At 44.2% G+C, this 13,798-nt stretch carries 12 protein-coding genes; 11 read left to right on the top strand and 1 reads right to left on the bottom strand.

Annotated features, from left to right (window positions below; translation table 11 throughout):
• The first annotated feature begins 111 nt into the window (after positions 1-111).
• The 9 genes from POF51_RS19260 (at position 112) to POF51_RS19220 (ending at position 10,320) form a co-directional block, all read left to right on the top strand.
• Positions 112-1,581 carry an S-layer homology domain-containing protein gene (locus POF51_RS19260; RefSeq protein ID WP_271755919.1) on the top strand — a complete coding sequence of 490 codons (1,470 nt, stop codon included), beginning with the start codon at positions 112-114 and terminating at the stop codon, positions 1,579-1,581.
• Positions 1,582-2,030: 449 nt separating this feature from the next.
• Complete coding sequence (locus tag POF51_RS19255) at positions 2,031-3,413, top strand: TraB/GumN family protein (protein ID WP_069845899.1); 1,383 nt, start codon at positions 2,031-2,033, stop codon at positions 3,411-3,413.
• Positions 3,414-3,556: 143 nt separating this feature from the next.
• Positions 3,557-4,060, top strand: coding sequence for a tellurite resistance TerB family protein (locus POF51_RS19250; RefSeq protein ID WP_017250830.1), 504 nt, complete (start codon positions 3,557-3,559; stop codon positions 4,058-4,060).
• Between the two features lie 183 nt (positions 4,061-4,243).
• A complete protein-coding gene (locus POF51_RS19245; protein ID WP_069845895.1) occupies positions 4,244-4,963 on the top strand; it encodes a lipoprotein BA_5634 family protein in 720 nt (239 codons plus the stop codon).
• 26 nt (positions 4,964-4,989) lie between these two features.
• Positions 4,990-5,676 (top strand): ABC transporter ATP-binding protein, encoded by a 687-nt coding sequence (locus tag POF51_RS19240; protein ID WP_017250832.1) that lies wholly within the window; start codon positions 4,990-4,992, stop codon positions 5,674-5,676.
• Positions 5,677-5,700: 24 nt separating this feature from the next.
• On the top strand, positions 5,701-7,683 hold the full coding sequence (locus POF51_RS19235) for an ABC transporter permease (protein WP_069846586.1): 1,983 nt from the start codon (positions 5,701-5,703) through the stop codon (positions 7,681-7,683).
• Between the two features lie 140 nt (positions 7,684-7,823).
• Positions 7,824-8,522 carry a response regulator transcription factor gene (locus POF51_RS19230; RefSeq protein ID WP_069845893.1) on the top strand — a complete coding sequence of 233 codons (699 nt, stop codon included), beginning with the start codon at positions 7,824-7,826 and terminating at the stop codon, positions 8,520-8,522.
• Between the two features lie 4 nt (positions 8,523-8,526).
• On the top strand, positions 8,527-9,762 hold the full coding sequence (locus tag POF51_RS19225; protein ID WP_069846583.1) for a HAMP domain-containing sensor histidine kinase: 1,236 nt from the start codon (positions 8,527-8,529) through the stop codon (positions 9,760-9,762).
• 174 nt (positions 9,763-9,936) lie between these two features.
• Positions 9,937-10,320 (top strand): DoxX family protein, encoded by a 384-nt coding sequence (locus POF51_RS19220; RefSeq protein WP_069845891.1) that lies wholly within the window; start codon positions 9,937-9,939, stop codon positions 10,318-10,320.
• 45 nt (positions 10,321-10,365) lie between these two features.
• Here POF51_RS19220 and POF51_RS19215 read toward each other — a convergent pair whose 3' ends face one another.
• A complete protein-coding gene (locus POF51_RS19215) occupies positions 10,366-11,340 on the bottom strand; it encodes a helix-turn-helix domain-containing protein (protein WP_069845889.1) in 975 nt (324 codons plus the stop codon).
• A gap of 182 nt (positions 11,341-11,522) precedes the next feature.
• Here POF51_RS19215 and POF51_RS19210 point away from each other — a divergent pair, with 182 nt between their 5' ends.
• Both POF51_RS19210 and POF51_RS19205 read left to right on the top strand, forming a co-directional pair.
• Complete coding sequence (locus POF51_RS19210) at positions 11,523-12,245, top strand: energy-coupling factor transporter transmembrane component T (protein ID WP_069845887.1); 723 nt, start codon at positions 11,523-11,525, stop codon at positions 12,243-12,245.
• On the top strand, positions 12,242-13,723 hold the full coding sequence (locus POF51_RS19205) for an ABC transporter ATP-binding protein (protein ID WP_069845885.1): 1,482 nt from the start codon (positions 12,242-12,244) through the stop codon (positions 13,721-13,723). The genes POF51_RS19210 and POF51_RS19205 overlap by 4 nt, the downstream gene beginning before the upstream one ends.
• Positions 13,724-13,798: the final 75 nt, after the last annotated feature.

The raw sequence follows: 13,798 nt of genomic DNA, 5'->3' as shown, positions 1-13,798 counted from the left end.
TTGATTGTTGGCCTCTAAAAATATGAATCCTCTGATCGGTCTCCATCATATAATGTAAACGATTGGAAAAAGATGATCAGATGGGTCATCATAAAGAACGGAGGATGGGAATTGGGACGTTTTCCAAGAGCAGTAACGAGTCTTGTTTTCTTTAGCCTCTTTTGCTTGATCTTCCAAGCATCCATATTCGTGCCTGTAAGCCAAGCAGCAAGTGAAGAGGAAACACCTGCCGCGGTAGAATCCACTGTAGATCTTCGTCACTTACAAGGAAAAGTCAATGAAATTAACGCCGAGAATTTAATCCAGGAAAAATATACGCCCGACAGCTGGAGCAAGCTGGTGTATGCGTTGGATGCTGCAAAAGTCGTACTGACGAAGTCAAACACCACCCAAGCAGAAATCGATGGTGCCTTGTCCGTGTTAGTCCTAGCAAGAGAAGGGCTGAAGAAGCAGGAAGGTACAATCGACAAGAGTAAACTGCAAACGAAAGTAGAGGAAATTGCAGTGGAAAAGCTGCAAGAAAAAGATTACACAAGGGATAGTTGGAAAGAGTTGCAGAATCGACTAGGGAATGCTTACTTTGTGCTGGATGATCCGCATTCGAGCCAGATTGTCGTAGATGTTGCCCTGGAGAAATTGATCAAAGCGAGACAAGATTTGAAGAGACAAGATGACGCTGTCTATAAAAGAGAGCTGAGGGCCAAAGCGAGAGAGATCGAGGACAAAGACTTGGATGAAGACGACTACACCAGATCGAGCTGGCGCAAATTGGAGGATGCGCTTGAACAAGCGTGGGATGTCATTGACGATCCACATGCTACGCAGTCTGAAGTAGATGACGCTCTGTACGATTTGAGAAAAGCATGGAGAAATCTAGAGGATGATGATCGAGACAGAGACCGGGATCGGGATAAAGACAGTAGAAAGGGTTCCTATACCACGCCGACAACCATCTTTTTCACTGGTGGTAGCCCTGCAGATAAGAAAGTGGTTCTCCCTGCAACCAATATAAAAAGCAAGAGTCAACGTGGCTATATGAATGGCTATCCTGACGGAACGTTTCAACCGGATCGTACAGTGACACGTGCGGAGATGGCTGCCATTTTACTGAACGCTGGAATGGTGAGCCAGTCTTCTGCGAATAAGGGAAGGTTCTTCGATGTAGCCGACAACTACTGGGCAGTAAATTCGATTCATCAAGCAAGTGCAGCGGGTATGATGAGCGGTTACCCAGATGGCACATTCCGTCCATCGGCCAACATTACCCGAGCGGAAATAGCCGCGGTCATCTTTAAGTACAAGGCCTTGCAAGGTGCGGGAGGGGGCACTGCCTTTTTTGATGTGAGGGGAGATCACTGGTCATCTCCAATCATTGCAGCGGTTGTTGCCAAAGGCTACATGACAGGTTATCCCGACGGCACCTTCCAGCCAGAGAAAGCGCTGACTCGTGCCGAAGCTGTAACTATTCTCAATCGTGTGCTGAATCGCGTGCCGCAGAACCAAGCCGGCCCGCAAAGATGGCCGGATGTTGCACCTGGTCATTGGGCGTATAAAGAAATTGAAGAAGCATCCGTTCAATAACGATTTCAAAAAAGGACTCACCCTCCTGTAAAATAAGAGGGTGAGTTTTTTATAATCCTGACACACATGATGTCAGGATTCGTGCATTATCACTCGTGCCGTAAAACCCCTTGCTTTTTAGCTATGGGGATATAAGGCACTTTGCTCTGAATCCCCTGTATGGGGTGCTAAGAGCAAACAAAAATAGTCCTTTTTGTCGATCTCTGTTCATTGTCATATTTGCTCCGCTAACAATGCGTCTGTATTTGACCAAACCGAATCGATAACTTGCGGATTCATTGCGAAAGCGTCGACGATCAATGTCGATGCTTTTTATGTATAGTGAAAATGGTCGCATTTCTATTCTTTTCTATCATTCGGTTATCTCTTCCAGAAAATTGTGGTATAATCTACCACTAAGATAGAATGGCATAAAATCATTCAGCTTAGAATCGAGAGGAGAAAGTTTCATGAAACTAAACAAACGCTGGAGCAAGCTGACTCGCTTGGCGGGTACAGGTGCACTCAGTTTGGCGCTTTTGCTAGGGTATGTGCTTCCAGTCCACGGGCAGACGCCCGCAGCTCTCCCAATCAGCCCTTGGTCGGTAACAACGCTGAACGAAGGGGAGAAATACGGAATTTTTCCGTTGGAGTGGTATCAAGAGAGTTCTTTTCAGCAATCAATTCCTGCTGACAAATTTATTACCTTGATGGAGGGGACAGCGAAAAAGCTGGATCTTCTGGGACTGAAGAAAAAGAACGCTTCCTTATCCTTTCCGACTGATAAGGTCATTACGAGAGAAGCAGTCATTACTTCTTTATACAAACTCATGGCGAACTACGAACTGCCAGCAGCATTCGAAATGACCGGGGATAACCCGATTGACTACATGAAGAAAAAAGGCTTGGTCAAAGGGACAAGCGCTGGTCTCGAGCTGAATCAGCCAAGCACGGTTGAACAAGCAACGGTGATGGCCAGCCGACTGGTCGAGTTCGCATACGATACGGTAGGCGGCGGTGCCGAAGGTCTCATGTGGAAAGTGACCAACGGCAAAAACACCATGTACTTGCTTGGCTCGATTCACATGGGGATCGCAGATATGTACCCGATGCAAAAAGACATTCGGGAAGCGTATGAAGAGTCGGATGAACTGTGGGTGGAAGCCGATATTATCAACGGTGACACTGATTATATGACACAAAAAATGGTATACACCGATGGCACGACACTGAAGGATCATGTATCCGCTGAGACGTATCAAAAGGTGCAAAAATTGCTTGCAAAGCTGCAACTGCCAGCCAATTCTTTTGACGCCTACAAGCCGTTTGCTGTTTCCTTGTCTGTGCCAACGCTTGGCTACGTGGACGGCGAAACGGATGTTCAGTTCGCAATGCTATCCGGCATCGACAGGTACTTCCTGACGAAGGCGATGCTGGATGAGAAGCCGATCAACGAGCTGGAAGGTATTAAGCTGCAAGCGGACTTGCTGTCAGGTGTTCCTGCAGAGCAGCAGGAGAAAGAATTGAACATCATGTTAGATAGTGTTATGGCCGAAAAAGGGCTGGAAGAAAGCACAAAACTCTTAAAAGACATGCAGACAGAATGGGTAGAAGGCGATCTGAATGGATTTACCCAGATCATGACGACGCATGGCGATTTCGGTGAAGGCGAAGTGAATCAGCGTCTGCTCGGTGAGCGAGACAAAAACATGGCTATTAAACTCGCAGAAGTGTTGGAGAAAAAAGGGGAAACGACTTCTTTTGTCGTGGTCGGTGCTGCCCACTTCTCGATGAAAGGCATGGTTATCGATCACTTGAGGGCAAAAGGCTATGACGTGCAACAATTGAAATAAGAGCGAGAAAAGGAAGTGTCGGCGCAGGCTGGCACTTCCTTTCCTTGTTTTCCAGAAAAATTGCTTACCCAGACAAGTGTTGCTAACATTATCCAGCGGATAGTAAAATTATACTATCTAGGCATACATAGGAGGTATTTTGCGTGGGCTTGTTTGATATGTTTAAGACAGACAAAGGGGAAGAAATGACCCCTCATTTTGGATTCGCATGCTCCTTGCTTTACATGATGAAATCGGATGGAGAAATGGACCACGAGGAAATCGGTCAATTGCTCGCTGTATTAGGCGGTGAAGAAAGCAACGGCGTGATTGGTGTAGGTGCTAATAACAGACAGTTGCTCGAAAACGCAATGAAATATACACGCAATAACTCTATCGAGAAATTCCTGGGCGAAGTAACTCCATTGCTCACAGATGCTCAAAAAATGTGCATCCTGGTTAACCTGATCGATTCCTCCCTGGCAGATGGCCAACCTGAGCGTGAAGAGCAAGAGCTGTTTGGCAAGTTCTTGACTGCATTTGGTATTTCGGAAGATCGTTTCCGTCCATTCTTTGAAGTAATCGTGTTGAAAAATGACCGTGGTGTGTTCGTGAATCAAAACCATCCTAAGAACCAACCAGGTTACAGAGTGACGCTTCCTGTTTAATCTTTGAGACGAATGTAAAGAGGCTGTCCCAAAAGTCATGAACAATGACTGAGGGACAGCCTTTTCATTTGATTTCTTACTAAAATGTAAGAGAGAGGGCGAAATCGTTAGATAGGAGTCATTCATTTGCATGAGAGTCTCGTCTATAATCCAGACATAAATCATTTTCAAGGAGATGTTCAGATGAAAAAAATAATAGGTTTCGTGTTGGTTATCGCTCTTTTTGTAGGCATAGGGTTTGGCGTAAAACGATATGTAGAAGGTCCATCGCAATCGGTCAATGGAGTTCTCGTTATCGGCACAGAGAAAGATACGAATAAGGTCAAAGAGTTGTATAAAGATAACACCAAACAAACAAGCGACTACAAACTGAAATTGGTTACAACAACAAAAATCACGAAATTGACAGAGCAAGATCAGAAGGAAACGGGTCAAGAATTTGATAGCCGAGATATTAAGTATTCGGTTGTGAATCGATCCACAGCTGAGCAATTCGTCAAGAAGGGGATTCTCAGAGCCAGACAAGATCCAAAAAGCACGTCTATTATTACAGACCCTGTTACCAGCATCAAAGAATTATCGAATGGTCAAAATCTGTTTTACTCTTTAAGTGATGCAGACATGAAGAATAACCAAATCGATTTGAACGGTCAGATGGTACCTGTAGCGTATGTGAACCATCAAATGTGGATCGGGTATATACCACAAGCGGATCTTGTTATTGTTGACGACAAAACTTACAACCAATTAACTGAAGCAGAGTCAACGCTCTCCTTGATCCAGTTTGGAAATGGCGGCTTCGATTATAAGAATAAAGATAACGTGAACCAGGTCTTACAGGAAATCGGGAACGTTTATGCAGATAGCGCAGACAAAGTAAATTTTGTAGATGTACAAGATTGAGTTTGAGTGATGAGAGGATGAGCTGTATGGAAGTTGTACGGATGGAAAATGTAGTAAAAAGTTATGGGGAAGGCAACAACAGGGTAGATGCGTTAAAAGGGATTGACCTTTCTATTCAGCAAGGAGAGTTTGTCTCAATCGTAGGTGTTTCCGGCTCTGGAAAAAGTACACTGCTGCATATTTTAGGAGGGTTGGATCGGCCAAGTTCAGGGCAAGTATTTATTGGGGACCATAATCTTTATGATTATACAGATGATGAGCTTTCGATATTCAGAAGAAGAAAAGTCGGGTTTATTTTTCAGTTCTTTAATTTGATTCCCGTATTGAATGTCCAGGAAAATATTGCGTTGCCCATGTTATTGGACGACGAACCGATCGATATGACGTATTTGGATGAAATTATTGAAATCCTGGGGCTCCATGAACGAAAAGACCACTTGCCTTCCGAACTATCGGGCGGCCAACAGCAACGAGTTTCCATCGGCAGGGCCTTAATTAATCGGCCGCATTTGATTCTGGCGGATGAACCCACAGGTAATTTGGATACGCGAAATACGAAGGAAGTCATGGATTTATTAAGATTGACTGCAAAAAAATACAATCAAACCATCGTATTGATTACGCACGATCTTACTATTGCATCGGCTTCTGACCGTGTTATTACGATAGAAGACGGTGCGATCATTTCAGATCAACGGCTTGCTGCGAATTAGCCAAAAGACTGGGGGTGAATGATTTTGATCAGCAGTTATAAACAATTAAGCAGCAAGTATTTAAAAGGGAATATAAAACGAACCATTTTGACCTTGGTCGGAATCATACTCTCTGTAGCGTTAATTTCCACGATCGGCCTTTTTATGAAAGGATCACAAATCTCCCAAATTGAGAACATTAAAAAGATAAACGGGCATTCTTTTCATGTCGGTATTTCCAATTACGATAATGCGTTATTAAATAAAATCAAATATAATCCCCAGATTGAATCGTTTGGTGTGATGTCTCAAGGCAACAGTGTTCCAGTTGGAGAAGTTTCGGTGCAAATGAATTTCGCCGATCATCGTGCCTTGGAGTTTTTAACGTACAGCCTCGCTGATGGTAAATTACCAACCAATGATCAGGAAGCAGCTGTTGATTCATGGGCGCTTCCTTCTATAAAAAATGGTCTTCAGATCGGCGATTCATTTGAATTGGATGGTAAAACCTATCAACTGGTTGGTTTGCTGGATAATCGCGCGTTCACTCAGAAAAATAAAGTGGGCCGTTTCTTAACCTATAAACATGATTTTGCTATTGGCGAAGGCAGGATTTTACTTGAAATAAACGAGAAAGCGGACTTTCAAGAGGTTGTAGAGGAAATAAAATCACTTACGGAAGACGAGAATATTGTGATCAATGACGAATTGATCAAAGTTTTGAAACCGGGATCGAACCAATCGATTTTCGCCATGCTCGTCATCGTCGTCAGTATTGTTGTGATCGCGACGGTTGTTGTGATTTACAATGCTTTTCAAATCAGCGTTGTAGAGCGGATGAAGCAATTCGGCTTGCTCCGAAGCATCGGTGCTACACGAAAGCAAATTAGACAAATCGTGATGAGAGAAGCAGCTGTGATGGCTGTCATCGCCATACCGATTGGGCTAGTATGCAGCATATTAGCGGTTGCTGCTCTCCAATTCATTTTCTCGATCCTTTTAGAAGATGGTGCAGGTGTTTCTTTTTTTCATATCGATTGGCAGATTTTATTCATCAGTTCGATCATTACCCTGACGGCCGTATTAGGGTCCAGTTATTACCCGGCTTTTTTTGCTGGCAGAATATCCCCATTGCTGGCAATCAGCAGCAGGTTATCTATTAAGAAAGAGGCGATCAAAAAACATAACAAAAACGTGTTGAAAAAGCCGTTCTCTTTTCCTTTGAGCCTGGCCTTGAAAAATGTCAAAAGAAATAAAAATCGGTATACCATTACGATTCTATCCATCATTATATCCAGCGTATTGTTTATTACTTTCTCGTCTTTGATGGATATCGCCTTTGCATCCAAATATGTGAAAGATTTATCCGCTACATCGGATCTGACCATCTATCTGGAACAGGATAAAGATGATTCTTCCTTAGAAAGAAAGCAAATTTTGGAGCGATTGAAGTCGCTTGAAAATATATCCGAAGTGAAGGAACAGGACTACCGTTTTGAAATCAATTTGAAGGATACGACTCAGTCTTCTGCTACTGTTGCTGACATCAAGCAGACTGTCGGAATCAAATACTCCAGTACCATTGCGAATCACATGGATGAGAATAAAGTAAAGAGGGATTCAGAGCTGGTAATAAAAGTGCTGGTCTATAGTTTTATTGCGGTCATTTCTTTGATTGGCAGTCTCAATATCCTCAATACGATTACGATCAGCATTATCATCAGGCGAAAAGAATTGGCTGCGTTAAAATCCATAGGCATGTCACAAAGGGATTTGAAAAAAATGATCATCTATGAAGCGCTGATTTACGGTTTTTCGGGTAGTTTGCAAGGGATCTTTTTCGGCTGTATACTTTCTTATATTATCTATTTGGCTGTTTCTGGTATCGTGAGGATCGAATGGATGATCCCCTATGAAGCTTGTATCATTACATTTGTTTCCGCTTTGTTCATCAGTTTTTTAGCGGTTCTAATCCCACTGAGAAAAATTCAAAAAGATAATATTATCGATATTATCAGGGAACAATAATAAAAAACGGTCATGACTGTTTTGCTGACCGCAAGCGGTCACACCCACTTTTTATGAAAAGCGTTGAGACGTTTTTCACAGAAAAAGGCCTGGCTATTTGATAGTCGGGCTATTCGGATTGGTCAAAAGGAGGGGACTTCTTGAATAAAATTTTGCTTGTTGAAGATGATGAAGCTCTCGGTCTAGCCATCGAATTTTCATTGAAGAATGAAGGTTATGAGGTGGTCAGAGCCTCTAGCGTAAAAGAAGCGATACACGAGTTTGATCATCATACTTTTGATTTGACTATCCTCGATATTGGCCTTCCAGATGGAAACGGCTATGATTTATGTCTGCATTTCAAAAAACAAAAAGAGTCAGCGGTTATTATTTTCTTAACCGCGCTGGATGAAGAAGCAAATGTGGTAATGGGTCTGGATATTGGTGGGGACGATTATATAACGAAACCTTTTCGAGTCAAGGAACTCATGTCCAGAGTGAAAGTGCAAATGCGCAAACAAAGGCGGTCGGAAACTTCTCCCATGATCTTAGCGTCTGAGAATGTAAAAATCGATACGAACCTAATCAAGGCTTATAAAAATCATGAAAATATTCCATTAACGAATCTAGAATATAAGCTTCTGCTAACTTTCATGATGAACCCTCATAAAGCTCTAAAAAGAGATGAGATCCTCATGAAAGTATCGGAAGGAGAAGATGCTTTTTTTGATGAAAACACGTTATCTGTATACATTAAGCGTTTAAGAGACAAGGTTGAAGATGACCCCAAGAATCCACAGTTTATCGTCACCCAAAGAGGATTGGGTTATCGGTGGAATAAGGATGTGAACAGAGAGTAAGATGATGAAGAATACCGAATGGAAAGGGTATATAACGATACTGGCTGTTCTGTTATCTCTATTTACCATTTACCAGTTTATTGCACATCAAATGTTTTATGATGATTTGAAACGCGATTACATTTCAAGCTGGGGTGAAATTACTGCTAGATTGGTTGAACTAAATCCCGAGAATGAAGCAGAAATTATGAAAGTCTTAACGATGCACTCTTCTGATTCAAGTGAGTATCAGGAAAAAGGAAGAGAGATATTTAGGCAGTACGGATTATATGAAGATTTGGAAACAGAGCTTTTTCCGCTTTTAAATCAACATATTTTCAGCCATAATCAATTTATTATTTGGGGATTGCTTTGTTTCGGATTGATGCTGTTTGGGGCAAGTTATATGCAGCATAAGAGGGTCTTCCATAAAATTAGACAACTTACTTCCGCAGCCAAAAAAATAATCGATGGGGATTACTCGGTTGTCATCAATGAAAATAAAGAAGGGGATCTCGCCAAACTAGCGGCTTCCTTTCGTTCTATGAAAGATATTATTAGAAAAAGCATGCAGGATCTACTGGAAGAGAAAGAGTTTTTAGGACAAATGCTGCAAGATATCTCCCATCAATTAAAAACGCCTCTTTCCACAATATCCATCTACAATGAAATGATGTTGAATGCAGAGTTGCCCAGGCAGCAGCAAATTCAACTACTGCAGAACAATGAAGTTCAAATCTCCAGAATGAATGTCTTGATTCAAAATTTGCTAAAGGTAGCGAAAATCGACGCCAGAGCCATATCATTTGATAAAGAACCAGCAAATTTGGTGGAGACCATCGAGGAAGTATTGGATCGTTTGGCGAGCATGATCAGTGATAAGCATATGTCGATTGACTGGGATGCCCCGGAGGAAATAATCGTTGTTCACGATAAACTATGGATGCAGGAAGCTTTGTTAAACCTGCTGAAGAATGCGATCGAGCATTCCAAACCCGATAGTAAAATCATGATTCAAGTCAAAGATACGCCGATCTTTACAGAATTGGTGATTCAAGACTTTGGGGAAGGAATTGCAACTGAGGAATTGCCGCATATTTTCGATCGATTTTACAAAGCAAGAGGTTCAAAGAAGCATGACTCGTCAGGGATTGGATTGGCGCTGGTCAAAGCCATTATCGAAGCACATCATGCCTTGATTAAAGTGGAGAGTGAGAGAAGTAGCTATACAAAATTTACGATTACCTTTATAAAATTTTAGGGACAGAAGAAATAAAATTGTTCCTTATACTTAACGATGACTTCTGAATTTCAGCAGGGGTCATCTTTTTTATTGAGCTGATGAGGAGATCCTCAAAAGAGCAATACAGAAGAAATGTCGCCGCTTTGATTGTGCTACGATCTGCTTAGGAAAAAAATGAAAGGTGGGACCCCCATGCGGAGTCAAATTTCAAAAACACGACTGTGGATTGCACGGATTATGAGCGGACTTGTCATTCTTTTTATGCTTTTTGACGGCGTATTCAAACTCATCCAGCCTGCTCCTGTCGTAGAGGGAACTCTCGTACTCGGCTATGCGGAGCATCATATTGGCTTGATTGGAATTCTCGCCCTTGTATCAACGGTGTTGTATGCGATACCACGGACAGCAGTTTTGGGTGCACTTCTGTTAACTGGATTTTTCGGTGGGGTCATCGCTACCCAGATCCGTGTAGACGCGCCACTCTTTTCCCATACGCTGTTTGCTGTCTACCTCGCGATTTTGATGTGGGGCGGATTGTGGCTGCGGGATGAGCGAGTGCGAAAACTGTTTATTTAGTGCAAAGCTGTAGCCACATCATCGGCTACAGCTTTTTCCATAATGCTATTTGGTTATAACCGTGAGTCTCCGGTATTCGTTGGGCAACAACCCGGTGCTTTTACGAAACAGCTGGGAGAAGCGACTGGAGTTATGGTAGCCCACGATATACGCAATCTGATTAATGTGTAAATCGGTGCTCGTAAGCAGTTGCTCGGCGTGATTCATTCGTTTGTTTTGGATATATGCGGTGATGGTGCATTGGTTCGCTTGCTTAAAGGTGTATTTCAGCTTGGTGAGTCCCATGCAGGCGATCCGGGCGAGGTGCTCCAAGTGTATTTCGGATGCGAAGTGATCGTCAATGTAGGCGGTAACAGCTGTCAGGCCGTCCAAGTCCTGTTGGGATATGCTTTTGGTTGGATGCGTTTTTTTGTGTGCTTTGGCTTTCTCCACGATCAGTGATACTGCTTCTGCGACTTTTCCCTCGTAGTACAGCTTTGCGGCAATTCCCGTTCCCCGAAAATTCCGTATCTGTCGGAGCACGAAAACAAGCTCCGCGAAATTCGTCATCCCATCTACCGTAATAAAGGACGAGCGCAGATCCTTATACTCTACTGGATATTTGCTTTTCAAATAATCCTCGTAATACTCCGGCATGATTTCAATAGCCGTCGAGCGAATGGGAATGTTTTTGCGATAACTGGCCCGATACAAATTGTTATAGCCGATATGGACGCGGATGCAGCCGCATGACAATCGTTTGTATGGGTTGAATTCTTCACCAGAGACGGAATCGTAATAATTGAAGCTCAGGTACTTGGGTTGCTGGAACTCCAGAAACAAATCCTCGTAAAAGACGAAATCTTGGATCGAAATCGAAAACAGGTTGTCACGGGTATAAGTCCAGTAGCGCCCCTGCCCTTTCTCTGGCAAAACAGAAAAGCAAACACCCTCGTGATTGTATGGACCGTGGTCGTCGTCACGATAAAAGCCGCATTGCATTAAACACGGCGTATGCAGTTCCGTCAAAATATCTTTCATTATAGTCACCACCCATGCCGTGATCGGACGAAAACATACTTCGAAAAGACGTATGTCTACCTGTCGTATTGCTAGAGATTATGATCATCATTATCATTACGATTTGTAAGGAGGACTTCAGCAATGTTCCATGTCCCCTTTATAAGGTTGTGTGTGATCTCGGTTGTAGGGGTGTTTGTCGGATGAAGGAAAAAGCTTATGAAAAAGAAACAGCGCGTACGAGACGTCTTGGACCCAGAACGCATCTGTTGGTGCTGGTAATAGCGAGTATCTTGGCCATGTCCGTTCGTGATGATATACAGGTGCACTTACTGGTGGCACTAAGTGTAGTGTACTTGGTATGGAATCACCTGTCCAGAAAGGCGTTTCAGCTGGTCGTGTTCTATTGCGTGTGCATGGCTTTTGTGTTTTTCATGCCGAATGTGTTGGCATTAGGAACGATGAAGCTTATTGTCTACACGATGGTGAGGATGATGCCTGTCATCATGATCGGCACGGTTCTGATCTATACGCCACCTGGCAGTATCATGAGTGCGTTTGAGAAGATGTCAGTCCCCAAAACGATTTTGGTGATGATTTGCATTTTGATCCGTTTTTTCCCCGTAGTCATTTTGGAAATGAAAGCGATTCGTGACGGTATCCGCGCCAGAGGGATTTTTCCACATTGGTACAGCGTACTAAAGCATCCGGCCATGGCCTACGAATGTTTTTTTATGCCGTTGGTCGTCCGTTGCCTGAAGCTGTCGTCAGAGCTGGCATCGTCTGCTGAGCTCCGCGGTATCGAGTGCACAAATGCGCGGACCTCTATCTACCCGGTTGGCTTCAAGATCACGGATGGCATCGTCGTCGGGGTGTATGCGCTGATAGGCTCGGTAATTTACTGGACGGGAGGGATGATTTCGTGATCGAGCTAAACGATGTTACGTTTCATTATGGTCAGGAAGATGGGGGACATGACACGGAGACCGGCGTGAAAAAGATCAGCCTATCTGTAAAAGCTGGACAGTGTGTCGTACTATGTGGGCGGTCTGGCTGCGGCAAGAGTACGATTATGAGGCTGGTCAATGGTCTCGCACCGAATTTTTATGCCGGACGTCTCACGGGTGAGGTAAGCGTTGGCGGCAAAAGTCCTGCGAGCATGCTGCCCGAGGAACGTACCCGGCTAATGGGCGTCGTATTTCAAGACCCCCGCAGCCAATTTTTTATGGAAACCGTCCGGGATGAGCTGGCGTTTTCCGCAGAAAACATCGGGATGGCACCAGACGAGATTCGAAGCCGGATGGATAGGCAGGCGAGCCAGCTCGGGATTTCCCACTTGCTCGATAGCTCTTTACATAAGCTGTCCAGCGGGCAAAAGCAACGGGTGGCTATAGCGGCTGCATCCGTTTTGACACCGCCACTTCTCTTGCTGGATGAGCCTACTGCGAATCTGGACGCTTCCTCTACGCAAAACCTGATTGAAATCGTAAGCAAGCTCAAGCAAAACGGTACCACCTTGCTCATCAGCGAGCATCGGCTCGTTCCTTTTCTACCCGTTGTCGATTTGTTTGTCTGCATGGAAAATGGCAAAATCGCACGTACGTGGACGAAGGACGAGTTCTGCCAGTTGTCTCATGATGACGTGCGCATGTATGGTCTGCGCCATCCTGACATGACGCTTCCCGAGACAGCGAAGAAACGTGAGCAGCCAGAAATGTCCGAATTCATGGTGGAGGGTAGAGGGCTTAGCTATTTTTATAAAAAGAAAAACGACGGAATCACCGATATCGACATCTCGCTTCCACAGGGGAGCGTAACAGCGTTGACTGGAGAAAACGGTACGGGCAAGACGACGCTATGCAAAATTTTATGTGGTCTTCTTCGTGAGCGAAAAGGAACGATTGTCAGCCAAGGTCGTTCACTGTCCGCTAGCAAAAGACGAGCTGTCAGCTATTTGGTGATGCAGGATGCGGACTACCAGCTCTACGCAGACAGTGTCGGAAACGAAATCGTGTTGGGAAAAACCTTGAATGAAGAGCTCCGCGAAAAGGCGTATGAAGCGATGGATGCTTTCGGTTTGCGCGAGCTTCGCGATCGGCATCCGGCGTCATTATCCGGTGGAGAGAAGCAGCGGGTCACGATGGCAGCCGCTTATTGCTCTGACGCAGAACTGATTGTGCTGGATGAACCGACAAGCGGACTTGACGGCGATGGAGTGCTGAAGGTGGCCGCATGGGTGAAACAGCTGGCTGAAGCAGGCAAAACGGTCGTCATGATCACGCATGACCAGATTCTTTCCAAGCTGGCATGTGATCAAGTGGTTGAGTTGCGGCTTACCCGAGATGTTGAAACGATTTTTGCGGAGCCAGGGATACGAACAACCGTTGAAACTGCCAATCGTTGACAGAAGAAAAAGCATGTGGTAGGATGGTCACAACTTATCAGGCACGGAGGGGTACGTGTGGCAAATTAATTTTTC

Origin of the sequence: Brevibacillus sp. AG, assembly GCF_028369215.1 — a bacterium.
Classification (GTDB): domain Bacteria; phylum Bacillota; class Bacilli; order Brevibacillales; family Brevibacillaceae; genus Brevibacillus; species Brevibacillus porteri.
The sequence above is the reverse complement of the archived record's forward strand: the minus strand, read 5'-3'. Positions and strand labels throughout refer to the sequence as shown.